19 protein-coding genes and 1 tRNA gene are annotated in these 23,972 nt (G+C 45.0%); 5 read left to right on the top strand and 15 right to left on the bottom strand.

From position 1 onward, the window contains the following. Window positions 1–60: 60 nt before the first annotated feature. The 4 genes from BLT07_RS14355 to BLT07_RS14340 form a co-directional block, all read right to left on the bottom strand. A complete protein-coding gene (locus tag BLT07_RS14355) occupies window positions 61–402 on the bottom strand; it encodes a DUF2853 family protein (RefSeq protein WP_091870198.1) in 342 nt (113 codons plus the stop codon). A gap of 104 nt (window positions 403–506) precedes the next feature. Next, window positions 507–2,273 (bottom strand): 2-succinyl-5-enolpyruvyl-6-hydroxy-3-cyclohexene-1-carboxylic-acid synthase, encoded by a 1,767-nt coding sequence (menD, locus tag BLT07_RS14350; protein WP_091870194.1) that lies wholly within the window; start codon window positions 2,271–2,273, stop codon window positions 507–509. Window positions 2,274–2,554: 281 nt separating this feature from the next. Then, the gene (locus BLT07_RS14345; protein ID WP_245726562.1) at window positions 2,555–3,637 is read right to left on the bottom strand and encodes a chorismate-binding protein; all 1,083 of its coding nucleotides are present in this window, start codon (window positions 3,635–3,637) and stop codon (window positions 2,555–2,557) included. A 102-nt stretch (window positions 3,638–3,739) separates the two neighbouring features. Further along, a complete protein-coding gene (locus tag BLT07_RS14340; protein WP_091870188.1) occupies window positions 3,740–4,165 on the bottom strand; it encodes a PaaI family thioesterase in 426 nt (141 codons plus the stop codon). A gap of 124 nt (window positions 4,166–4,289) precedes the next feature. Between BLT07_RS14340 and BLT07_RS14335 the strand changes: the two genes are divergently transcribed. Next, a complete protein-coding gene (locus BLT07_RS14335) occupies window positions 4,290–4,937 on the top strand; it encodes an alpha/beta hydrolase (RefSeq protein WP_091870183.1) in 648 nt (215 codons plus the stop codon). A 61-nt stretch (window positions 4,938–4,998) separates the two neighbouring features. Here BLT07_RS14335 and BLT07_RS14330 read toward each other — a convergent pair whose 3' ends face one another. From BLT07_RS14330 to BLT07_RS14315, 4 genes are all read right to left on the bottom strand, one after another. Then, the gene (locus tag BLT07_RS14330; RefSeq protein WP_245726561.1) at window positions 4,999–6,246 is read right to left on the bottom strand and encodes an NAD(P)/FAD-dependent oxidoreductase; all 1,248 of its coding nucleotides are present in this window, start codon (window positions 6,244–6,246) and stop codon (window positions 4,999–5,001) included. A 119-nt stretch (window positions 6,247–6,365) separates the two neighbouring features. Then, the gene (locus tag BLT07_RS14325; RefSeq protein WP_091870175.1) at window positions 6,366–7,373 is read right to left on the bottom strand and encodes a 4-hydroxyproline epimerase; all 1,008 of its coding nucleotides are present in this window, start codon (window positions 7,371–7,373) and stop codon (window positions 6,366–6,368) included. A 52-nt stretch (window positions 7,374–7,425) separates the two neighbouring features. Beyond that, window positions 7,426–9,009, bottom strand: a complete 1,584-nt coding sequence (locus BLT07_RS14320) for an aldehyde dehydrogenase (NADP(+)) (protein ID WP_091870172.1) — start codon at window positions 9,007–9,009, stop codon at window positions 7,426–7,428. Window positions 9,010–9,361: 352 nt separating this feature from the next. Continuing rightward, complete coding sequence (locus BLT07_RS14315) at window positions 9,362–10,303, bottom strand: dihydrodipicolinate synthase family protein (protein ID WP_091871011.1); 942 nt, start codon at window positions 10,301–10,303, stop codon at window positions 9,362–9,364. Between the two features lie 155 nt (window positions 10,304–10,458). Between BLT07_RS14315 and BLT07_RS14310 the strand changes: the two genes are divergently transcribed. From BLT07_RS14310 to BLT07_RS14295, 4 genes are all read left to right on the top strand, one after another. Further along, entirely contained in the window at window positions 10,459–11,310 is an 852-nt protein-coding gene (locus BLT07_RS14310) for an AraC family transcriptional regulator (protein ID WP_091870169.1), read from the top strand. Window positions 11,311–11,367: 57 nt separating this feature from the next. Then, a complete protein-coding gene (locus BLT07_RS14305; protein WP_091870165.1) occupies window positions 11,368–12,936 on the top strand; it encodes a M28 family metallopeptidase in 1,569 nt (522 codons plus the stop codon). A 100-nt stretch (window positions 12,937–13,036) separates the two neighbouring features. Next, a tRNA-His gene (locus BLT07_RS14300) sits at window positions 13,037–13,112 on the top strand. A gap of 202 nt (window positions 13,113–13,314) precedes the next feature. Continuing rightward, on the top strand, window positions 13,315–15,405 hold the full coding sequence (locus tag BLT07_RS14295; RefSeq protein WP_091870161.1) for a tetratricopeptide repeat-containing sensor histidine kinase: 2,091 nt from the start codon (window positions 13,315–13,317) through the stop codon (window positions 15,403–15,405). A 62-nt stretch (window positions 15,406–15,467) separates the two neighbouring features. On the opposite strand, the gene bshB1 is transcribed toward BLT07_RS14295, so the two are convergent. From bshB1 to BLT07_RS14260, 7 genes are all read right to left on the bottom strand, one after another. Further along, window positions 15,468–16,190, bottom strand: coding sequence for a bacillithiol biosynthesis deacetylase BshB1 (gene bshB1, locus BLT07_RS14290; protein ID WP_091870156.1), 723 nt, complete (start codon window positions 16,188–16,190; stop codon window positions 15,468–15,470). A gap of 58 nt (window positions 16,191–16,248) precedes the next feature. Next, entirely contained in the window at window positions 16,249–17,427 is a 1,179-nt protein-coding gene (locus BLT07_RS14285) for a trans-sulfuration enzyme family protein (protein WP_091870152.1), read from the bottom strand. Window positions 17,428–17,571: 144 nt separating this feature from the next. After that, complete coding sequence (locus tag BLT07_RS14280; protein ID WP_091871007.1) at window positions 17,572–18,969, bottom strand: c-type cytochrome domain-containing protein; 1,398 nt, start codon at window positions 18,967–18,969, stop codon at window positions 17,572–17,574. A 220-nt stretch (window positions 18,970–19,189) separates the two neighbouring features. After that, window positions 19,190–20,431: a purple acid phosphatase family protein gene (locus BLT07_RS14275; protein ID WP_091870147.1), complete on the bottom strand. Its 1,242-nt coding sequence runs from the start codon at window positions 20,429–20,431 to the stop codon at window positions 19,190–19,192. 75 nt (window positions 20,432–20,506) lie between these two features. Next, the gene (locus BLT07_RS14270) at window positions 20,507–21,334 is read right to left on the bottom strand and encodes an endonuclease/exonuclease/phosphatase family protein (RefSeq protein ID WP_217633323.1); all 828 of its coding nucleotides are present in this window, start codon (window positions 21,332–21,334) and stop codon (window positions 20,507–20,509) included. Window positions 21,335–21,363: 29 nt separating this feature from the next. Next, window positions 21,364–22,224 carry an endonuclease/exonuclease/phosphatase family protein gene (locus tag BLT07_RS14265; RefSeq protein WP_175455335.1) on the bottom strand — a complete coding sequence of 287 codons (861 nt, stop codon included), beginning with the start codon at window positions 22,222–22,224 and terminating at the stop codon, window positions 21,364–21,366. Beyond that, window positions 22,221–23,960, bottom strand: coding sequence for a RagB/SusD family nutrient uptake outer membrane protein (locus BLT07_RS14260; RefSeq protein ID WP_091870140.1), 1,740 nt, complete (start codon window positions 23,958–23,960; stop codon window positions 22,221–22,223). Before BLT07_RS14260 ends, BLT07_RS14265 begins: the two co-directional genes overlap by 4 nt. Window positions 23,961–23,972: the final 12 nt, after the last annotated feature.

Below are 23,972 nucleotides of genomic sequence, written 5' to 3'. Positions count from 1 at the left end.
GGGTTAAAAAAAACCGCTCACAATCAGTGAACGGTCGTTTATCATTTAAAATAATATCCATTAATAGATGGAAGCTTTATCAAAATGGGTGCAAAGCAGATAATAGATGACCGCCCTATACTTATTTCTATTCGATGCACCGTATTTGTCCATGACAGATTTTATGGCCTCCATAAGCTTTGGTTCATCTTCCATACCCAATTTCTTGATCAGGTAATTCTTCTTAACGGTTTCCAGTTCCTTGTCATCACCGCCGGAAACTTTTGAGGCGTCCATATTGTAGATGGCCGGTCCAAGACCTTTGGCAACTTTGGTCAACAGATCAATGTCGGGTTGTTCGCCGAAGATGTCCTTGATGTCGGCAACGTACTTCTCGATTAATTCATCTCTTTTGCTACTCATATTTGTCGGTCATATTTATGAACCTGTTTCGGTTATTTCACCTCAAGTCGGGGTCTTGAGGGCCGATTCCAAGGAAAACGGGGAAAACAAATTCCTATTACTAATTAATGATAATCCGAAGATATAAAATCAAAGTAACCGAGCAAAATTTTGTCGTTCAATATTCTAGGAGTATGAACCTCAAGTACTTTTGGATGGGCCGAGGCAGCATAGAATTCCGATAATTCCATTTTCAAACTTTTTTCATCAGACGCCGACGCATAATCAAAGCCAAATTGCTTACTCAAATGTTCGGCATCCATTTGGTGGACCGTCTCAAAAAAGCGCTGGAAGTTTTCGGTATCTTCCTTTCCCGGTAAAATCCTAAAAATACCGCCTCCATTATTGTTTATGAGGATAATGCGGAAATCGGGACGTACGTAGTTGTTCCACAATCCGTTGCTATCATAAAAAAAACTCAGGTCGCCCGTAACAAGCAGCGTTGGGTTCTCCGCATATACCGACGACCCTACAGCGGTCGAAGTACAGCCATCTATTCCGCTGGTCCCACGATTGCAGTATACATGCAAAGAGGGATGCAGATCGAACAATTGGGCATAGCGAACGGTTGAGCTGTTCGCCAATTGCACCTGATATCCTTCGGGAATACCGGGCAAAAGAATTTTAAAAGCGGTCATGTCGGAAAAGGGGATGCTATCAAAATAAGCTGCACGCTTTTCCTCATAGGCGTTTCTTACGGTATTCCAATAGGAAAAATAATCGCTTGATTTGGACTTCACAACCGGAAAAAACTGTTGGAAGAACGGATTGGCCGCCATTTTAAAATGATGGTTCAACGCGAAAAAAGTATCATACGCCTTTAAAGCATCAATGTGCCAATGATGTCTGGGTTTATATTCCCGGAGAAAGGCCTTTATTTTTTTCGATACCACCAGTCCGCCGAACGTGAGCAAAATATCGGGCCTTAATTTTTCGAAAAGCATTTCATGGTTGTCCCGTTTTTCAATAGGCGCCAGAATACTATCGATACTGGCAAAAAATTTCGGATGATGAAGATTCGATGTGGTCTCCGTGAAAACGATGACCGAAGGATCTGCCGCAAGCTGATCTAAAAATCGCTGTTCGACCGCGTTGGGGGGATTGACACCGACAAGCACCATCTTTCGTTCGGAGGCATCCCACACATCAACAAAGATTTGGATATCCGTAATCGCAGGGTGTTCCGTTGTTTCCGCCGGCACTACCAAGGGCACTGCCGCTGGCTTAAGGGCAGTATCATATAAGGGTTCTTCAAAAGGAACATTGATATGTACGGGCAACTTTACCTTTAGGGCCACGTTCAAGGCCGTGTTCAATTCGCTGTCATTGTGCTGTTGTATCCGTTTTTGCAGCGCATCTTCCGAATCATCTTCAAGCCATTTGGGGGCGTACTTTTCGACACGGTCCGTGGCATGTACGATATCCTGTTTCAAAGGGGCGGAATATCCGATATGCCTATGGAAAACATCGTCTTGGCGAATCGTTTGTCCATCGCCGACATCGATTTTATAGACCGGCCTATCCGCAGATATCACCACCAATGGAACACCACTGTAAAATGCCTCGGCTATTGCGGGATAATAATTCAAAAGCGCACTGCCCGAAGTACACACTACTGCCACGGGTTCCCTCAAATATTGAGCTATACCCAATGCAAAAAAGGCCGCGCTACGTTCATCGACGATACTAAAACAAGAAAAATAAGGATCCTCGGTAAAATCGATAGTCAAGGGGGCATTTCTCGATCCCGGAGAGATAATGATGTTCTTGATCCGTTTGGCCTTGCAATGTTGCACGACCAATTGCGCCGAGGGAATGCTGGAGTGTCTCATAGGGTTGCAAAAGTACGATTCAGGGTATCGAAAGCCTATAATTAGAAGCTGTTTTTATTATTAGGAATCACCGGTGGTAGTTGCAAATTGCAAGTATGTAATATTTAAAGTTCAATCGCCACTCCATACCTGTTCAATATTTCGACTTTGCCCAATACAAGGGTTTAAAGTTGACCTAATTCTTACGCTACCTCGAATTTTGAACCTGCCAAAGGTAGAATTGAACCCATTCACTGAGGGAACTCGAAGGGTTGAACCCTTCACGGGACGGAAATCTAAAATTATCCTAATATGGATAGCATCGTGCTACTTTTCGCCACCGTCTCCTCCCATTCCCGTTCGGGGTCGGAATCTTTGGTGATGCCGCCGCCTACATATAGGTACGCCTTATCATTTTTTAACTGCATACAGCGCAGATTGACATACAAGGTGGTTGTATTGACAACGGACCGATAGGCTTGGTTCTCTTGGTTTCTTCCTCGGAAACTCCTTTGTTTACAGGTCTTCAGATTCAGTTCGCCCAAAAAACCGGTGTAAAATTCCCGATCGTAATTTTCGTTATCCATTATAAAATCGTGTGCATTTTTCTTGGGCATACCACAGACCGCAGGGGTCGGATGTAACGCCTTTACTACGGCATCTAAATTTCCCTTTTCCACAAGCCCGGTGATTTTGGTACGCAAATGCAGTAATTCTCCCGCACGCACGGTTTCGGTTTTTGTCTTACTGAGTTGGTCGACCTGATCTTTTAAGGCGTCGGTAATGTAGTCGGTGACCAGTTGCTGTTCTTCAAGTTCTTTATGACCCCATTTCGGATTTTCGGTCCCTGCATATTTTTGTGTTCCGGCCAAGGACATCGTAGTCAACTGACGGTTTCTGAGCATCAGCAAAATTTCTGGGGTCGCACCTAACCACAGACCGACTTTCGGATGATACCAGAAATAGCAAAAGGCGTTTGGATAGTTGGCCAAAAGGTTTTGAAACAGATCTAGCGGCAATGCGGTGGATCTCATTTCAATTTGCCTAGAAAGTACCACTTTTTTAAAGGTGCCTTTTGTTATTTCGGAGATTCCCTTTTCTATAAGATGGATGTGGGACGCTTTTTCTTTTTTATCGGACATCGGCATGGCCCCATCTTCTCGACCGGATGTCGACAGGGCCACATCCCGTTTTGTAGTATTGGCCGGCTGTTCGTAACCCGAAATCTCCAAAAATTCGTCCGGCGCCAGAAGGATGGTAGAATGTCTTGCATCAAAAGGAGCGAAAATAAATCCCGTTTCGGAGAATTTTTTGAGATGATGAAGTCGGTCGTCGGTCTGAAAGATGGCTTTTACTTTATCCTCCTGAGGTTTCCTGTAGACCACGAAAGGAAGCCTTTTTCCATACTGTGTGTTAATACTTTCAAAGAAATCCAACGGCATAGTATTTTGTGGGTCAGGCTATCGCAGTCAATTTACAAGCGGATATCACGTTTTCTTCGGCAATGTGATCGTGGTCAATTTACAGACGGAAACCAAACGGTCTTGGCCATCGGTAATCTTGATCTCCCACAGCTGGGTGGTACGCCCTTTATGCAGCATTGTTGCCCTGCCAAATACCTCTCCATCGCGGACACTTCTCACATGGTTGGCCGCAATTTCGATACCCCGAATGGAGAATTTTTGCGCATCGAGAAAAATATACGAGGCCATGCTGCCCACACTTTCGGCCAAGGCTACCATGGCACCGCCATGCAAAACCCCATCCGGTTGATAGACTTTGGAATTTACGGGCATCTTGCCGATAAGAAAATCCGCCCCAACGTCGGTATATTCGATTTGCAGGGTTTCCATCAAGGTATTTTTTGAGGAATTATTGCAAACCTTGAGTATTTTATCCTTGTAATCATCCATAACCTTTATTTTTGGACTTTATTCCAGCGTCACTTCGAATTTGGGAATTCGGAAATAGCAGGCGTAAATCCATTCAAAAATAATCATCCTATATCAAAATCGACATCCTTTAAAGCAATTGTTTATGACTCCTTCGGAAAATACCCTCACCTACACCAGCACCAATTCGTACACTACCTTAAATAGGTTGTCGGAGAGTACGAAGAACGTGTGGATCGTACTGCACGGCCTTGGGTATCTGAGCCGCTATTTTATACGACATTTCGACGGACTCCCTGCGGATGAAAACTATATCATTGCGCCTCAGGCCCCTTCAAAATATTATTTGAACACCAGTTTCACCCGTGTCGGGGCGAGCTGGTTAACCAAGGAAGATACGCAGCGGGAAACCGAAAACCTCATGGCCTATTTGGATGGTGTACTGGACGCGGAAAAACTTCCCGAAAATTGCAATCTCATCGTCCTCGGTTTTTCACAAGGCGTTTCCATTGCCTCTCGCTGGGTTGCGCAGCGAAAAATCGAATGTAACCAGCTGGTATTATATGCAGGCGGAATCCCCGATGAATTACAGTCATCCGATTTTGATTTCCTTTTTAAAAAGGATGCCAAAGTTACAGTTATCGTGGGCGTCAATGATGAATACGTGACCGAGGAACGGCGAAAAACGGAATCGGAAAAAATCCTACAACTCTTCGACGGAAAAGCGGAAGAGATTCTTTTCAAAGGGGGCCACGAAGTGAAGGGGGATTTGATAAGAAATTTGATCCGATGAATACTAAAAGATCCCTTACCTGGCAAAGGAGATTGCGAGGCTAGTTTCAAACAGTTAATAATCAAAATTTCCTACCCGGCGCGAACGCCGAAATATCCATAGAAGTTTTTTTATTGCCCATAATTTCCGAAACCAGTTTTCCCGTAGCGGGGCCGAGGCTCCAGCCCATCATGGCGTGGCCGGTGGCGAAGGTCAGGTTTTTGATATCTTTTGATTTGCCGATATAGGGGAGTCCGTCTGGGGAGACAGGGCGCATTCCAGTTTTGGCATCGGCGATTTCTTCTTGGGTAATTTCCAGTTCGGGATAGAAGTTTTTAGCGCCGTTGGCAATCGCCAGTACCCTTTCTTTTCGAATGGTAGTGTTGATGCCGGAAAACTCCATGGTACCTGCAAAGCGGGTAAATTCCCGCATCGGGGTTACGGCCATACTGGCTTCCATTAAAATAGAGGGCATCGAAATGCCCAGGGGGCGCGGTACGTTTATCCGGTAGCCCTTTCCGGCCTGTAATGGGAGTTTGATATTTAGCTTTTTAGATAGGATGCCGCTCCATGAACCAGCGGCTAGTATGATTTCGTCGGCGGTATATGAACCATTTGAGGTTCGAATAGTACTGATTTTCCCATTGGAAACCGATAAGTCGAGCACCTCTTCCTTTGTTTTTACTTGAACTCCGGCACTTTTTAGAAACGCCAACAGTTTGGGCATCAGTTCGGTGGGTGACATATGGCCATCACACTCATAATGGATAGCGCCCTTGGCGTCGATCTTTATATCAGGCTCGATAGTCTCCAATTGGGATTTGTTCAGCTCGGCAACCTCAAGCCCTAAAAAACTCGCTTTTTGAGCCACTTCCATTTCGTGTTCGAATGCCGCATCCGTTTTGTAGATCATCAAGAGACCCTTGCGCTCGAGATGGAAATCTCCCAAATCGCCGGAAGCTTTTATATCCTCATAAAGTCCACGGCTCAGGATGTTGATATCTTTAATTACGGGAATGGCTTGTTCTACTTTCGCCGCGGTCGACGATTTATGAAAGTACCATGACCATTTGAAGAAATCGATATCCCAGCGGGGCTTGATGTAAAAGGGACTCGAAGAATCGAACATCCATTTTATGCCCTGTGCAATTTTTCCCGGAGATGCCATAGGAATGATATGGCTAGGCGTGATGTAGCCCGCATTGACGAAGGATGCCCCAGAGGTAATATCCGATTTGTCGATGACGGTGACCTGATACCCTTCCTTTTGCAGAAAATAGGCGGAGCTTAGACCTACGATGCCGCCGCCGATGATGATGATATTTTTCAATAGTTTTAATTTGAAAATGTGTTGATTTGAAGATTTGAAGATGTCCGGTGTCGAATAAATTCAGTAAACATGCCAGTTTTCAACGCTTCGAAATGATTGACTTGAAAATTTTCCAATTCTCAAATGACCTGAAAGCCGTGCGCATACGGGTCGTCGTCGTCAATGGTAATCGTGTTATGACCATAGATCTTCGCCCAGCCCTGAATACTGGGGATAATTGCCGGTTTACCGGCCAGAAGGGTCTCCTCTTCTACCCTGCCTATAAACTGGGAACCGATAATACTTTCGTGAATAAATTCCTCTCCCAGCTTCAATTTTCCCATGGTGTACCATTGCGCCATGCGGGCAGAAGTGCCGGTGCCACAAGGGGAACGATCAATAGCCTTATCCCCATAAAACACAGCGTTTCTTGCCGTGGCCAATGGGGAAATCGGCTTGCCCGACCACATCAGATGGGTTACATCGCGAATGGTGTCGTCTTCTGGATGGATAAACCTATCCGGATATTTCCGATTGATTTTTTCCCGAATTTCCTGACTGAAATGTACCAGTTTACCGGCGGAAAAAGTGTTGATCCCCGAGAAATTCTTCTGCACATCGAAAATTGCATAATAATTGCCTCCATAGGCCACATCGAACACGAGCTCGCCCAAATCGGAGCTTTCCACCGTGAGTTCCGTGGCTGCCAAATAAGATTTTACATTGGTGAGTTTTACCCACGCTACCTTCTTTCCCACTAATTCATATTCAATCTGAACCAGTCCCGCGGGAGCTTCCATTCGGATTTTTCCCGGAGTTTTCGGTTTCAACAATCCCTCTTCGATGCCGATGGTAATCGAACCTATGGTACCGTGGCCGCACATGGGCAAACAACCGCTAGTCTCGATAAAAAGGATGCCAAAATCGTTTTTCGGGTCGGATGGCGGGTAGAAAATACTACCGCTCATCATATCATGGCCCCGAGGTTCGAACATCAATCCCTTTCGTATCCAGTCGTATTCCCTTAAAAAATGCTGCCTTTTTTTGCTCATGTCGGCGCCCTGCAATTCGGGACCGCCTTTAGCCACCACACGTACGGGATTACCCGCCGTATGGGCATCGATACAGACAAAAGTACTATGTGGCATCGTGGTTTGGTTTTACGAACTTTCGGGATGCTGGGGTCAATGTGTTGGACATTTAAATTTTGGCATCGGTATGTTTCCCATCGACCAACCTGGAAATACCCAGCGGATTTTCATCTTTCAATGCATCGGGCAACGCGGCTGCCGGCCAGTTCTGGAAGGCAACGGGCCGTACCCATCTCTTGGCCGCGGATGTGCCCACGGAAGTAAAACGACTATCGGTAGATGCGGGAAACGGACCCCCATGCTGCATAGACGGGCACACCTCTACCCCAGTCGGGACACCATTAAAAATAATACGTCCTACCCTACCCTGTAGGGCATCAACGATTTTATCATACTTTTTGATCTCTTCGGCATTGCCCAGAATGGTGCCGGTCAATTGACCTTCCAATTTGTTCAGCACTTGTTCCAACTCTGCGGCATCGGCGCAGCGGACTACGATAGAAAAAGGTCCAAAAACCTCTTGGTGCAACTTCGGATTTTTCAGGAAATTCGACCCGTTTACCGTCAGCACTTTTTGCTGGGCCACGTTGGGTGCGACATCCGATTCATAGGCGGCCACAACGTTGGTACCCCCTTGTCCGGAAAGTTCCTGTTTTCCCTTTTCATAATTTTTATGGATATTCGGGTGCAGCATACAGGTCGGTTCCAACGGCTCAATTTCGGCTCCCAAAGTGGCAATAAAACTATCCAAAGAGGTGCTTTTTATCCCTAAAATCAATCCGGGATTGGTGCAGAACTGTCCCGCGCCCAACATAATCGAACCGGCATATTGCTTGGCCCAATCACTTCCTTTATCCGTCAGGGCGGAAGGCAGGGCCACAACGGGATTGATACTCCCCATCTCGGCAAAAACGGGAATGGGTTCTTTACGGTCGTTCGCCAATTTATAGAGCGCGGTACCGCCCTTGGCACTACCCGTAAATCCGACGCCCTTGACCTTAGGATGCAGTACCAATTGTTGGCCGACCTCAATACCACTGCTGTTTAAGTTGGAAAATACACCATCGGGCATGCCCGTTCGTTCCGCAGCCTTTATAATGGCTGAGGATATTAGCTCCCCCGTGCCGGAATGCATGGGATGGCTCTTTACGATAACCGGGCAACCTGCGGCCAAAGCACTGGCCGTATCGCCACCAGCGGTAGAAAAAGCAAAGGGGAAATTACTGGCACCGAACACGGCAATAGGTCCGATCGGCAATAGCATTTTACGGAGGTCTGTTTTCGGCATCGGCTCACGATCGGGCTGTGCCGTATCGATGGTCGCCTCGACCCAAGAGCCTTCTTTAAGAAAAGTAGCAAAAGCTCTTAACTGCCCCATGGTTCGGCCCCGTTCGCCTTTCGCACGGCCTTCGGGTAAACCGGACTCCTTGGTATAGGCCTCGATAAGTGGGTCGCCCAGCGCTTCGATTTCCTCGGCAATGGCTATTAAAAATTCCGCTTTCTTTTCACCCGAAAATGATTTGTACACCTTGAAAGCCTCATAGGCCTTGTTTACGGCCGCATCGATCTCTTCCTTCGTCGCTTCGTGAAACGTCCACTCCGTATCGGAGTTCAGCTTTGGATTGAAAGTGGTATAGGTATTGCTTCCTTTGGAGGATAGTTCTTTTCCAATGTAGTTTTTTCCGGTAATCATATCGTGTGTTCTAATTTTAGGTTCTCCGCTAAGATAGTAGAAGCGAAGGAGAAATGCTGTTAATAATGACTTAACGCATGTAACGTGAAACCTGATAGGTTAAACTAATCAGATGGAGACTCATCTGCTCGTCAGGTCGAGCACCTTGGCTACGTCAGTACCTAGCGTAGCCAATGTACTCGGTAGCCACGGTCGAGGTTTGTCAGGTCGAGCGCGATCGAGACCGAAACTGCCGGCAGCTCGAAGTTCCCGACTGCACTCGAACAGACCTGTAACCTATTTTTCGGGGACCATAGAGACCATCACAATTATTTATTTCGGATGCCGTCACCTTTACGTATTTCGGATACGTTTAAACTGAGGCCAATCTCCCAATCGACTCCAAATTCTTGTAATCCGGTAAATTGGGACGGGTTTTAAGGGAATCTTCGATAACCTTCAGTACTCTTTTTCGTTCTTCGCCTTGAAGTTTAAGCCGTGGTTTTCGCACATTTTCGGTGCCGATTTCCGTGGCTACTTCTGCCAACTTGATATTCTGCACCAATTGCGGACTTATATCTAGTTCCAACAAAGGCAAGAACCATCGGTATATCGCCGTCGCCTCTTTGACATATCCCGCCTTGGCCAATTCGTAAATTGCTACAGTCTCGGCCGGGAAAGCGCAGACTAGCCCCGCTACCCATCCGTCGGCTCCCAGCAGCAAGCTTTCAAGGGCTAGGGGATCTACACCGGTCAAGACTTTAAGCCTATCCCCGAAACGGTTCTGTAACCTTCCGATATTGATAATATCGCGGGTGGATTCCTTAACGGCTTGAATGTTCTCCAATTGCAAAAGCTCTTCGAACATATCACCGGTCACCTCAATCTTATAATCCACCGGATTATTGTAGATCATCACGGGCAAGTCGATACTTTTTGCAATCTCTTTGAAGTACTCGACCGTTTCATGGTCTGTTGATTTGTAGCGCATCGGGGGCAATATCATCAGGGCGTTTGCTCCGTTTTTTTGTGCCTTCTGCGCTTCGGCTATCGCAATATTAGTGGCCTGTTCGGCGATTGTCATCACCACAGGAATTTTTTTTCCGACCAAATTGACGGTCTCCTTAATAAGTTCGACTTTTTCGTCAGAAGTCAAGGTACTGGCCTCCCCAAGGGAACCCCCCAAAACGATGCCAGTTACCCCGGCATTGATCTGTGCGTTGATATTCTTCCCGAACATTTTCATGTCCAAGGTATCGTTATCCGTAAATTTTGTGGTAATTGCGGGCATTACCCCTTTCCATTCGAATTGCATGTTGTACTGTTTTAGAATTTGAGTCCAAAAATACTTCAGAATCTTCGCAATTTTTAATCGGATTTTATCCGTATTTGAGACTATTTTAACCGAGTTAATACGGCTTTCGATGGAATTGGATATATATTTGCTCAACAAACTACCGATAGAGCTCCATGAAAGTCCTCCCTTTTCAAATTCCCAAACCCCTACATGAAAACCTAATTGTACAGGAGGATCGGGTGCCTACGTTCTACGGCCAATTGCACCAACATAAAGAACTGCAGTTGAGCCTTATCGTGAAAGGTAAGGGCAAATTAATCGTTGGCGATAGTGTGCACCCGTTTGAAGACGGTGATTTTTTCGCCATCCCTCCGCACAGTCCGCATCTTTTTAGCAATGACCCTTCACCGCAGGGTGTACATATGATCAGCTTGTTCTTTACCGAGAAAACTTTTGGGAAAGGCTTTTTTGAACTTCCAGTTCTTGAAGAGGTGTATCCTTTTTTCAATATGGCCTTAGAAGGATTTCGTTTGACAGGAAACAAAAAAGTAATCGCAGCGCTGATGCTTCGGATTTTAAAATCCGAGAAATTGGAACGTTTAATGAACTTCCTTCTGTTGCTAAAAAAAGTAGTCCCTTCCGAAAAACAAGCCTTAACACAATTTCTGTATCCCAAGGAAATCACTATCAGGGAGGGAAAACGGATGCAGTTGATTTTCGATTATACCATCAAGAATTTTCAGCACGACATTACCTTGCAGGAAGCCGCGGGATTGGTGCACATGACCCCGAACGCTTTCTGCCGGTATTTTAAGCAACGTACGAACAAGACCTACTTTCAGTTCTTGATCGAACTCCGAATTGAACACGCCTGTCAGCTGTTGGTAAAGGATGAAGAAGAGTTGTCCGTTTTGGAAATATCAGAGCGATCTGGCTTTTCATCGATATCGAACTTTAATCGACAGTTCAGAAAGCTAAAGGGGATGGTACCTTCAAAGTACACGAATCAGTATGCCTTCAAATAAAAATGTTCTTTTAGTTTTGCCTATTTTTGCCCATTATTCTAGACAAAACGAAACCCTATGAAAAATATCGCATTTTTGGCGATTGCGTTGGCCATGTCGTGCAATTCTTCGCAACCCGCAGTATCCGAATCTACCGAAACACTAACTCCTACGGAAGTCTCAGATCCGACGACCTATGCGGAAACGATAACCGAAGCGGAATTGAAGGAACATCTGTACACCTATGCATCCGATGAATTCGAGGGCCGGGAAACAGGACAGCCGGGCCAAAAGAAGGCCGTGGAATACCTAAAGGCCCAATATGGGCAACTAAACATTCCCGCAGCGCAGAAAAACGGGGACTATTTTCAAAAAGTACCTTTAGAAGTTGGCCAAGTACCTACCGGTTCGGTTACGGTAAACGGAAAAGAATATGCATTAGGGGATGGTTTTTTGACTTTCTCGCAAGCTGAAGGCACCTATGACAACATCGTGTATGTCGGCTATGGGATAGAGGAGGCCGACTATTCCGATTATAAGGGATTGGATGTCGAAGGAAAAGTTATTTTGATCAAGGCCGGGGAGCCAAAAAACCAAGATGGGTCGTATACCTTATCCGGTTCGAACGAGCCATCGATATGGAGCAATATGTCCGAATCTATTGGAAAGCGTATGGAACTGGCCTCCAGCAAAGGTGCATCCGCCGTTTTCTATTTTGACGAGGCAAATTATAGCCGTTTTAAAAGCCGATTCGATTACATGAAGAACAACGATAGCGGCAGAATGGAACTCGCCGATGACCAGGAGGCGGGATTTGCCAACTTTTTTATCGATGCCCAACTGGCCAAGGCCCTACTGCCGAGTATCGAAACGAACGGCACGCCCGAAGTCTTACCGGTGGAACTGAACATCGCCATTAAAAGTGAAAATAAGGAAGTAAATTCCGAAAACGTGGTGGCCATTATTAAAGGTTCGGAAAAACCGGACGAATATTTAATAATCTCCTCACATTTAGATCATATTGGCATCACATCCGATGGACAGATCAATAACGGTGCCGACGATGACGGTTCGGGTTCGGTAGCTCTTTTGGAAATTGCAGAGGCTTTTAAAAAAGCTGCCGATGCCGGACAGGGACCCAAAAGATCTATCGTGTTTCTTCACGTTACCGGCGAGGAAAAAGGCCTTTTGGGCTCGCGTTACTATACCGATTTCGATCCGATATTCCCGCTTGAAAATACGGTCGCCGATCTTAACATCGATATGATCGGTCGCATTGACCCGGAATACAAAGGAAATCGAAACTATCTTTATCTGATAGGTTCCGATAAACTAAGTACCGAACTGCACGAGCTATCCGAGGCGGTGAATAAAAAATATACCAACATCGAGTTGGACTATAAATTCAACGACGAAAACGATCCAAACCGTTTTTATTACCGTAGCGATCATTACAATTTTGCCAAAAACAACATTCCCATCATCTTTTACTTCAACGGAACGCACGCCGATTACCATAAACCCGGTGATACGCCTGACAAAATCAATTACGACCTGTTAGAAAATCGGACGAGGTTAATTTTTTATACCGCCTGGGAAATAGCCAATCGCGAACAGCGTATTGTCGCCGATAAGGCGAGTAAGTAAGTTGGAAAGGCTAGAGCTATGCGTGGCCGGTGCTTGTAAAATAACCTTCTTTTTAATTTGAAAGATCGCTCAAAAAAAATATCTTTGCGCCTTCTTAAACGGTGGTTGTAGCTCAGCTGGTTAGAGCGCTTGATTGTGGTTCAAGAGGTCGCCGGTTCGAAACCGGTCTTCCACCCAATAGGTAAACAAAAAGTCCTGTCGCTTTGCGATGGGACTTTTGCTTTTTAGGTCCAGCAGAAATTCGTATCCAAACCCGATAAACTCCGATGAAATGCATCCCAAATCGGACAAAACACACAAAATATAGCGTTTCACAACAAAATTTACCTAGACTGGGCTTCAACGGCTAATTTCGATTGTCTATAATTCGTCGCAAGCATGAATATTGTCAAAACCTACTTTTTGACGTTGTCTTCCCTTTTAAAAAAACACCTGCTTATTTTAGGGGTTGCCCTATTCGTCCCCATTCAAAATAACGCCCAGCAGAATGTCAAGGATAGTTTAAAAGAGCAGCTGCATATAAAGAGGTCACAACCGAGGTTCACCACCAAAGACACCCTTTACATCGACCTAATCAATGCATTAGGCAACGAAATGCGATTTTACAACAGCGATAGCCTTTTTAAGCTGTCGAACCAAGCGCTGGAATTAAGTAAATCTTCCGACTACAAATTGGGCGAAAATAAGGCACTGTTGGGCCTTGGCGACTATTACTCCGATAAAGGTGCCCACAAAAAGGGCATTACTTATTATAAAAAGGCACTATCACTTGGTAAAACTACTAAAAACCAAGAACTGATCTTGAAATCGCAAAACAACCTGGCAGGGGAATACGGTTACAAAGGAGACTATGCCAAAGCCTTGATCGGCTATTTGGAAGGAATTGATTTGGCGAAAGCCTACGGCGATTCCTTAATGCTTTCTGTAATGAGCGAAAACATCGCCAATCTTTATATCTCGCAAAAAGATTACGTTCAAGCCCTTGAGTTCTATAAAATAGTAAAAAAAATAAATCAGGAAATCGGTAACGAAATCTATTCTGCGGAAACCATGAGCAATATCGCATCGCTATACGCCGATATGGGCCAACTTGACTATGCCATGTACAACGTCAATAGTAGTATCACGGTTTTCGAAAAGCTTGAAATTATGGATTGGCTCGCCTTTGCCTATCAAGTAAAAGGGAAAACCTATCTCAAAGAAAATAAGTTCAAATGGGCCATCTACTGGTATAGTCAAAGCGAAATGTTGCACAAAAATCTCGATGACGATCGTGGAAGAATCGATTTGCTCAACGGAATGGCGGAAGCCTATTTCGGACTAAAACAGGATGATATTTCGGAACGTTATGCGCTCGAGGCCTTTGAAGTTTCCGACAAACTACAGTTTATGGAGGGTAAACAAAAATGTGCCAAAACCTTGTACAAAATCCATAAGAACAAAAAGAACTTCGCCGCTTCGCTGGAATATCACGAGCTTTATCAGAGATTGTCGGACTCCCTATCCAGCAACGAGAACAAAAAAAGCCTTACCCTGCTAGAAACCAAAATGGAACATCAAAAGCAAAAGCAAGATCTGATCGAGGTGAACAGAAAGCAATTGGCACAACAAAGAAACTACGTAAACGCAGCGTTGGCCATTCTTTTAATATTTGTTGTAATTACCTTCTTGGTACGCCGAAGTGAAAAAATACAAAAGAATCTCAACACCGAACTGAAAGGGAAAACTACAGATTTAGAGAAAAGTGAGCAAGAACTGCGAGACATCAACCGGACGAAAGACAAGTTGTTTTCTATCATTGGTCACGATCTGCGAGGTCCGATCGGCGCATTCCAAGGGCTGCTAAAACTATTCAAGGAAGGCGATATAAGCCAAAGCGAATTCATGGAATACATACCCAAACTGCGGCACGATATTGACCATATCTCCTTTACTTTGAACAATTTACTGACATGGGGCCATACGCAGATGAACGGTGCCGTAACGAAACCTTCGGTAGTGGGTCTGGAATCGATAGTAAAGGACAACATCCATTTATTGTCCGAAATCGCGCAGAACAAGTCCATCAAACTCGTAAGCCAAATACCTACGAATACCCTGGTGTGGTCAGATAGTGATCAAATCGATATCGTCATCAGGAACCTCATCAGCAACGCCCTTAAGTTCACGCCCAAAAACGGAATGGTAACCATTTCGGCCCAAGAGAAAGGTCAATACTGGCAAGTTTCCATTCGGGATACGGGCATCGGCATGGACGCTAAGACCATCGAAAGGATTTTTGCATTGAACTCCAATCACACTACCTATGGTACCAACAATGAAAAAGGCACCGGACTCGGACTTTCGCTATGTAAGGAAATGGTCGAAAAAAATGGGGGTAGCATCTGGGCGGAGAGTTTACTCAGAAAAGGTAGTACGTTTCATTTTACAGTGCCTCGGGCGAAGAAGTCATATCGGAAGACGGGGTGATTTCGGTCGTTAGTGGCAGTTAGTGTAATTTTAGTCACGGGAAGCAGGTTAAAATTTATGTTTCATTTCAAATCGCCCAAGCGATTAACGGCAACGTGCCGTTCTACGGTAAACCCTTCTCCGTACCCTACGCCAACCAAGCGTCCTAAATCCCTTGCGCGGTATGCTACACTATCTAGAAAATTCTTACTCGTAATCGGGGTTTCGGGTTCTTTACTATTGGGATCGTGAAATTGCGAGGAATAGGCTAGAATAGCCTCTGTTTTCTTTTCGATATAACCCGAAACGTCGACTACAAAATCCGGCTTGATATTTTTCCACTGGATATAATGGTAGACCACTTTTGGGCGCCAAGGAAGTTGTACTTCAGCGTTGGCATCAAGTTTTGTTTCGATTTTCACCAATCCACTTAAAAAACAGGCATCACTGACCAGTTTACTACCTCTTCCATGGTCAATGTGGCGGTCGTCGATGGCATTACAAAGCACAGTTTCGGGTCGATATTTTCGCAGCATACGAATAATTCCCAACTGATGTGCTTTATCATTCACAAAGAATCCGTCGTCAAATGCCAAATTTTCGCGTACCGAAACGCCCAAAATTTTTGCGGATTTGGCCGCTTCCTTATCCCGGATTTCGGCAGAGCCCCTTGTTCCAAGTTCTCCCCGGGTCAAATCGACGATACCGACCTTTTTTCCGTTGGCGACCTCCTTGGCGATGGTTGCCCCTGCACCGAGTTCGGCATCATCGGGGTGGGAGCCGAATACTACTATGTCTAGTTTCATGTTAAGTTCAAGTTCAATATTTGACCCTCAGGTTTAAGGCCGAGATACATTTTACAGGTCATGAACGGGTTACCGCAGTACCTTTTGATTTTATTTTATTGAGTGCCTGTTCGATATCCGCAATCAAATCTTCGGTCTCTTCGATACCCACCGAAAAACGGATCAGGCCATCTTTGATGCCCTGTCGCTTCCTTTCTTCGGCTCCTAAAAGGGCATGCGAGGTTTGCGATGGCGAAAGTACGGTACTTTCAACGCCCGCCAAGCTCATGGAGGGTTTTATTAGTTGCAAGGATTTTTGGAACTGGGAAGCGTCCAGACCTTCATGGAGTTCGAAGGATAACATCCCTCCGAAACCTTTCATTTGTGCTTTGGCAACCCGATGACCGGGATGGTTTGGTAGGCCGGGATAGTACACCGCTCCGATATCTTGATGTGCGTCAAGGTATTCGGCCATCCGCTGTGCGTTTTCGTTCTGTGCTCTTACGCGAATGCCCATCGTCTTCATACTGCGTTCCAACAGCCAGACCGTGTAATCACTAAGGCTTCCCCCGAAATTCTTGGCCAGGGCAAATATCCGTTTGATATTTTCTTCGGTCGATGCCACCGCACCCGCACAGATATCGGAATGCCCGCCCATATATTTCGTGGCACTGTGGATGACGATATCGATATCGAAATCAATGGGATTCTGATTGACAGGACTGGCGAATGTATTGTCGATCATGGAAATAAGTCCGTGTTTTTTCGATAGTTTGCCGATGGCATCCAAATCGGTTACCGTCAACAGCGGGTTAGATGGGGTCTCGATATAGAGGACCTTGGTATTCTCCTGAATTTTATCCTCAAAAGCCTCAGGTTGCCATCCCTCGGTAAAGGAATATTCGATGCCGTATTTATGGAACTCCTCTGTCACCAAATTATAGGTACCCCCGTATAAGGTCTGCTGCAGCACAATATGGTCGCCTGCTTTCAAAAAAGCCATCAAAGCAGTGCTGATGGCCGCCATGCCACTACCGAAAATCAAGGCGGATTCCGCATGTTCCAAAGCGGCGATTTTTTTGCAGAGGGATTCTTGGTTGGGCGTATTGAAATAACGGGGATAGCGTTTGACGTCTACATCCTCGAATGCATAGGAAGTGCTCATATATAAGGGGGATATCGCTCCCTTGAACTGCTTGTCCTTTACTTCGCCGGTGTGGGTGCAGATGGTGTTGAGACCTTTTTTGTTTGGATTCATGAGTTTGATTTTTTGCAAGGCGTAAAGTTACTAAATATCACCCGAAAATGAGGTCGGGTTTACCGATGAGCTTCTCAATATAAAGCAGGATTTCTGACCCTGATGCCTAATGCAACCGCTAGCCCTCTTTCAACTCGACTCTTTTCAATAAACAATGGAATCGGAAGCGATTGCCGGCAGTTCGTAATTGCCATAATCAATGGTAATCTGTCCGTCTTTTAGACTTTTCGTGCCGTCGGCGTCCAGTTGGCTATTGAAGACATAGACCTTTTTCAATTTTTTGAAATCCGCCAATTTTTCCAGATAGGGCTCCTGGAATTTTGAGTTGGTGAGGTTGATGGATTTTAGATGTTCGGATGCGTCCGCCAGCTTTTCGATACCTTTTCCGGTGATATCCGTATCATCCAAATTCAAAATAGTCAAATGGGGAAGGGTCGCCAGCTTTTCGAAGATAGCGTCGGATACTCGGGTGCCGCCCAGATCCAGAACGGCTATCTGTTTTTTTAAGGAATTCAAAAGGACAAAATCCGAATCTGAAAATGAGGGCTTGTTGAGGCAGGAAACCTTAAGAAAATTAACCGCCGTACTGATTTTATCGATATGGATGCCCTGGTCTTTAATAGCGTCGATACTGTCTTGGGATGCCGCGACGATATCCAAATTAGGATAATCATTATCCACTTTTTTGGGGAAAAATGGACGGAACAGTTCCTTTCCCAGACCACTTTCCGCAATCGTTCCCCCGAAAGGATGCCCCGCATCCAACCAGGCACCGATCAGGGCAATCTCTTCCTTTGACGGCTGGGTTTTGCCTTCCGGCGGCATATGGTCGTCATTGTCCTTGGGCAGGTTCATACGAATAAAGATTTCACTATCGGAAGCACTGTTGGTCACGACCACCTCGCCGTTTTCACCTCCGGTCAAAATGCCTTCCTCTGAATTTAAAAGCAATTCGCCCTTAGTTTTTTTGGGATTATGGCAGCTTATGCACTTATTGTTCAAAATAGGATCGATTACCTCCTCATAAAGTTGGGCTTCGTCCCAATTTTGTTCGTTCAGCACGATTTTCTTTTCCTCGAAAGTCGCATAGCCCAAGGCCGATTTTATGGAGTTGGGCAAAGGTTCCACCAAATAATCTTCGCCGTGCGTGATGTTCCCGCCTTGATGTCCCGTAAATGAAATCATTACAAAAAGGAGGATGGAAAATGCGACCATCGGAATTTTAGCAAGGAAATCCGCTGGTTTCCATTTCCTCAAGCGGGCGTACATTATGAACGAAAAAAGGGCCGTTGCGATACCGGACCACAAATGCAATTTCACGGTATCGAACCCATAGCCTTCTCCCAAATATTGCAAATAGCCCGTGCTACAAGCCAGAACGGCACTGATTCCCGCCCATAGAAAAATAAGACCTATTACTTTGCCGTACTGCCGGGTTTTTCTGTCATGCCATTGCAATAGCAGACCCAACAGGATAAAACCAATGGGAAGGTGCACAATCAAGGGATGTAAGCGGCCGAGAAGTTGTTGCAATACGTCCATGTACAAATTTAGCGTAATCGGAAATGAAGGCATTAGAGATTGTTGGAAGTCCGCCGTGGCAATCAGCACGGCTATCAGAAGGATTGTGGAATCTCGCTAATATTAATTTTATTTTCTAACAATATCGGTATTTGTCCTTTTTTCGACAATCAACAAGGTTTTATTTCCGTAAATATAAATCGTTTATCATCAATTCCGAACTCCTAATTCTTCATATTTCCTAATCAATACTATACTCACCAACCACTAAACCATCATCCCGTATCATTTTTAGTTGTAATTGCCGGTTGTCGGCCTTTAACTGAATTACGGTCCGAGTATCTGTTTTAGGCCCTCCGCCTATAATAATCGGATACCTATGTTCATTGTTTGGCGGGTGAATGCCATACGTATGAGTATGGCCTGAAATAACCACATCTACCCCGTGTTTTTCGAAAATAGGATGGAAGAGTTTCCGACAGTGCATAGTGCCGTGCCAATCTCCCGAATGGAATACAGGAATATGCATGAGGACGACGCGATATTTACAGTCCTTGAATTCCAATTTCTCCAATTCCGTTTCCAACCAAATGGCTTGTGTCTCCCTAAATTGGTCGAAGCAAACGATTTCGCCATAAGCGGGTGCACTATCTTCTTTGTCCTCCCCTGTATCGAGAACTATCCAATGCACCGGGCCTTGTTTAAATGAAAAGTAATATTCATTATCCTTGTACGTGAAGTAATCTTTGAAATGTCTTGCGTATTTGCCCCGAGTTTCATGATTTCCCCTTATCATTAGGAAAGGCCTTTCGCTGGCAAAAAGTGTTGTGCATGGCTCAATTAAATGATCTATCAGTTGCTTTTCATCGGTCTGAAAATCGAACATGTCGCCATTTAGCGCTACAAAATCATATTTGAAATCGCCACATAGGGAAAGAAGATCTGAAAAAGAATACGGGCGGTCGTGAATGTCGTTGAGAATTATACAGGAAACAGAATCCGCATGGGTAGCTGGGGTAGTAAAACTGAACATGTTGCTAAATACGGTTTCTCCAAAGACAAGGTCGTATGGGTCAAATTTGACGATTGGTCTGCTCGCCACTCTATATTTGTAGGTAGTATGCGCTTGTAATCCGCATAATTGTATTTTGTGTAGACTGTTATTTGCCTGCACGAAACCGTCGGAATGGGTTTCTGTTCTGAGATTAAGGGTTTTCGGGCCAAATTCTATCCAACTATGTGCTTTGGCGTTTGTAATACAGAGTATAGTTACGGAACTTTCCGTTAAATTCTGAAGATAGGGGGCGGTCGACAGCTCAAACAAATCCTCTGATGGACCGCCCCCGTTCCCTTCCGAAATCGTGGGCATGGCAATGACCGGGTTCAAAGGCAGAGAGGCGCCCATGATTGCAGCTTTAGAAAGCTTTCCTATAAAACCTCTCCTGCCATTGTTCTCTGGGGATATTTTTTGATTTTTGTTCATGTAGGGTCAAAATTCAAGTTGGCATGGACTTAAGGAGGATTTGTACAAGCGTATGGCTTAGTAAATGATCATATGCTAATGTTCAAGTAACGCCACAATAGGTAAATGGTCTGAAGCATAGGTTTCATTAATAACCTTATGATTAATTATTTTAAATGAATTTTCGGGTCTAAAAGCGATAAAATCAATGGTCTTTTCCGGATGGTCCACGGGAATGGTAGGTTGACAGGTATCACAAGTTCTTTTAAAACCTTGGTCCAAAATGGTGATGACCTCCGAGCTGGGCGGAGCATTAAAGTCGCCCGCGATTATCATGGGCAAACCGTCTTCCGAGGCAATGCGCTGTATTTCCCTTATTTGAAGAAGACGATTGGTATTCTCCTTTTGGGAATCCAAATGGGTACTTCCGAACCGGATAAACCTATTATTGGGCAAAGCTATCTTTACGGTAGCCAGAATTCTTTTTTCGCCATTGGTGCCGGACGCCGTGGGAAGTCTATAAACCGTTCCTTCCGAAATGGGGAATTTTGACAGAATGGCGACGCCATACTCTCCCCCTTCAAAATCGATGGACTTGCCGAAAAATACATTCATACCAAGGCTGTCCGCTATTATATCCGCTTGGTTACCCCGTCCAGACCTTTTGGTGTTCGCATCAATTTCCTGTAGGGCCAGAATATCGGGATTCTGTGCCCTTATGGTACGGACAATGGCCGGAATATCGATGGAATCGGGCGTGGAAGGCGGATTGGCATGGTGGATATTGTAAGCCATAATCCATAGCGGCCGTTCTTCCCCATGTAAGCGGTTATTGGTCTCATCAAAACCGGAACATTTTGAAATTCCGGAAAAGCTCGCGATACCTATAGTACCGAAAAATAAGATTAGATATAGATATTTCATTGTTTGTAATATACGACGTTCGTCAAACTTTATTTCACGGCATTGAGCTTAAAATCGACAAGTATCGGAAAGTGGTCCGAGATAAATCGCTTTCCCCGCTGCCCATCAAGCACATGGTACTTAATCGGAATTATTTGTTTTCCTTTATAAAAAACATAATCGATTCTATTGCGTTCCTCCCCCGCCTCGATGTCCCAACCATTGGTCGTATATTTCGTACCATATGTATTCTCGGCATCCAGCATAGAAAATGGATCTTTTAGGGCATGGTCCGTCAATACCGTATAGGGGTCGGAATCTGGAGGTGTATTAAAATCCCCGGTCAGTACCACCGTATTTTCACCGGCAATGCGCTTGATTTCCATTGCAATCAATTCCGCGCCCTTTTTTCTTGCCTGTTGGCCCCTATGGTCAAAATGGGTATTGAAAAAATAAAAAACTTCGCCCCCTTTTTGATCCTTGAATTTTGCCCAGGTTACGATTCGTGGCAGGGCGGCATCCCATCCTTTCGAACTTACCTTTTCCGGGGTTTCCGAGAGCCAAAAGGTATTGTGCTCCAAAAGTTCAAAACGATCTTCCTTATAAAAAATAGGAGTGAATTCTCCCTTTTTACCACCTTCCCGACCGACTCCCACATGGTCATATTGAGGCAATAACGCCTCCATATCCTGTAATTGGGAATAGGTGACCTCCTGCGCCCCAACGAGGTCTGCTTCAAAGAACCGGATACTCTTGGTCAACCATTCCTTTCTATTATCCCAAATATTAATGCCGTCGTCAGGGTTATTATACCTCACATTAAAGGTCATGACCGTCAGGTTTTTTTCGGTATTTTGTGCAGATCCGACAATACCACAAATGAGACATAAGATACCTATTATATTTTTCATTGCCATCCAGGATTTTGTTCCAAGTTCGGATTTAATTGTAATTCTACCCTTGGAATAGGATAGAGATAATCCTTGTTTTCGTCAAAGGTCCTGTTCTCATAATCGGGGTGGGGCGTTATTAAGCCTTGATTGTCCAAAAACGTATCGGATTCCAATTGGTAATACTGGATTCCCGTAATTACATTGTCCGGTCGTTCCCCTTCATATAATACTACGTTAATTTCGCCATCACCTGTAAGATCATATTCCCCCGGACCGGAAAAATATAGGCCACGAATGGGCTGGGTCAAGGTTTCGCCCGCTTTCCAGCGGACAATGTCGTCCCACCGAAAATTTTCCATATATAACTCGATACGCCTTTCCCTCCGAATTTCCAGGATGACGCCCTTATTTGCGCCCACTACCCCTACGTATTGATCGGCTATAAAGGAATCAGGATCGCTATTGGCCGCATCCAGTATTAAACCGGGCATATCAACCCGCGCCCTTAATAGGTTTATAGATTTATCGAGGTCTTCCTGGGTCAAAGTCCCCAATTCCGCTTTTGCCTCGGCATGGTTCAAAAGTGTTTCACCGAACCTGAGCAAAGGCAAATCGGTAATCGACTGGCCATTGGTATCGTAAACGGGCTCGGTCACATATTTAATAATCTGGTAACCGGTAACCGTTGCTCCTAAATTGGGCGCACGTTCGATTGCTTCCCCTTTCCGTGTATAGCCGGGGGTCCTTATCGTTTGGAACAATCGCGGGTCACGGTCGGCCACTTCTTCCGTAAAGAAGATCTGGTCAAAATTCGCCTGATCGGTAAAGCGGGAACCGTCCGCATTTAAATAACTATCTACAAGGTCTTTAGGCATTCCAGGCCTACCATAGGAACTGGTTGTAGTATAGTAATTTACATTATGGCCAATATTCAGGGTCTCTGAATAGGCCCTCGAGAGAATTATTTCGTCGGCTATGGCATCATGCGAATTGAACAGGTTCCTATAATCATCATCAGGGCTTCCGCTGCTATAGAGCTTATAGGGCGAGTCATTGATCAACTCTTCCGAAGCCGCTACAGATGCGTTTAAGTACTTCCCATAGCCTTCGATACCCCGGTATTTTTCAAAAGTGCCTTCATAAAGTCCGACCCTAGACTTTAAGGCCAACGCGGTGTATTTAGTAATCTCGTACACATTCTGTTCCGCTCTCATGTTTGCGATTGCCCAATCAAGATCTTCCAGAATTTTATCAACGACAAATTGTCTGGAATCCCTTGGTTTTGTCAAAGTTTCGGAGTCCTTTGGGTCAATTGGTTCACCATACCAAGGAATTGCACCGAAACGTTGTAACTTATCAAAATAAAAATAGGCCCTGAAAAAGCGGGCAACACCGCCATAATGCGCCTTGGCATTTTCCTCCTCGGATTTTTCATATTCTTGAAGAAAGAAGTTGATATCCCTTAAATAGGCCCAATCCCAACCTCCTCCGGAAGTTGGTACCAAACGGGCGCCCCTCATCTCTTCACTTAATTCATTCTGGATGATGTTATCCGTAATGGCATCCCCATCGTAAATTGAAGTGCTTGGAAACATCCTGTAAAAACTATTGGTATACAGTTTTAGATCAGCTTCGGTATTGAAAAAATTTTCTGCTGTAATCTCGGATAAGGGCTCCTTATCCAAATAATCATCGCTACAGGCGTATAAACCCAGCGCAAGGGCCGCAATCGATAGTATATGCTTAATTTTCATAACTTGATTTTT

Source organism: Pricia antarctica (genome assembly GCF_900101815.1).
In the GTDB taxonomy this organism is placed as follows: Bacteria; Bacteroidota; Bacteroidia; order Flavobacteriales; family Flavobacteriaceae; genus Pricia; species Pricia antarctica.
The sequence above is the reverse complement of the archived record's forward strand: the minus strand, read 5'-3'. Positions and strand labels throughout refer to the sequence as shown.

Coding starts and splice junctions, on each gene's coding strand:
- BLT07_RS14280 (WP_091871007.1), bottom strand. CDS start 18,969: ATGGACGTATTGCAACAACTTCTCGGCCGCTTACATCCCTTGATTGTG.
- BLT07_RS14315 (WP_091871011.1), bottom strand. CDS start 10,303: ATGCAATTCGAATGGAAAGGGGTAATGCCCGCAATTACCACAAAATTT.
- BLT07_RS14285 (WP_091870152.1), bottom strand. CDS start 17,427: ATGAATCCAAACAAAAAAGGTCTCAACACCATCTGCACCCACACCGGC.
- BLT07_RS14325 (WP_091870175.1), bottom strand. CDS start 7,373: ATGCCACATAGTACTTTTGTCTGTATCGATGCCCATACGGCGGGTAAT.
- BLT07_RS14355 (WP_091870198.1), bottom strand. CDS start 402: ATGAGTAGCAAAAGAGATGAATTAATCGAGAAGTACGTTGCCGACATC.
- BLT07_RS14340 (WP_091870188.1), bottom strand. CDS start 4,165: ATGGATGATTACAAGGATAAAATACTCAAGGTTTGCAATAATTCCTCA.
- BLT07_RS14305 (WP_091870165.1), top strand. CDS start 11,368: ATGAAAAATATCGCATTTTTGGCGATTGCGTTGGCCATGTCGTGCAAT.
- BLT07_RS14265 (WP_175455335.1), bottom strand. CDS start 22,224: ATGAAAAATATAATAGGTATCTTATGTCTCATTTGTGGTATTGTCGGA.
- menD (WP_091870194.1), bottom strand. CDS start 2,273: ATGAGACACTCCAGCATTCCCTCGGCGCAATTGGTCGTGCAACATTGC.
- BLT07_RS14310 (WP_091870169.1), top strand. CDS start 10,459: ATGAAAGTCCTCCCTTTTCAAATTCCCAAACCCCTACATGAAAACCTA.
- BLT07_RS14320 (WP_091870172.1), bottom strand. CDS start 9,009: ATGATTACCGGAAAAAACTACATTGGAAAAGAACTATCCTCCAAAGGA.
- BLT07_RS14335 (WP_091870183.1), top strand. CDS start 4,290: ATGACTCCTTCGGAAAATACCCTCACCTACACCAGCACCAATTCGTAC.
- BLT07_RS14270 (WP_217633323.1), bottom strand. CDS start 21,334: ATGAAATATCTATATCTAATCTTATTTTTCGGTACTATAGGTATCGCG.
- BLT07_RS14275 (WP_091870147.1), bottom strand. CDS start 20,431: ATGAACAAAAATCAAAAAATATCCCCAGAGAACAATGGCAGGAGAGGT.
- BLT07_RS14295 (WP_091870161.1), top strand. CDS start 13,315: ATGAATATTGTCAAAACCTACTTTTTGACGTTGTCTTCCCTTTTAAAA.
- BLT07_RS14260 (WP_091870140.1), bottom strand. CDS start 23,960: ATGAAAATTAAGCATATACTATCGATTGCGGCCCTTGCGCTGGGTTTA.
- bshB1 (WP_091870156.1), bottom strand. CDS start 16,190: ATGAAACTAGACATAGTAGTATTCGGCTCCCACCCCGATGATGCCGAA.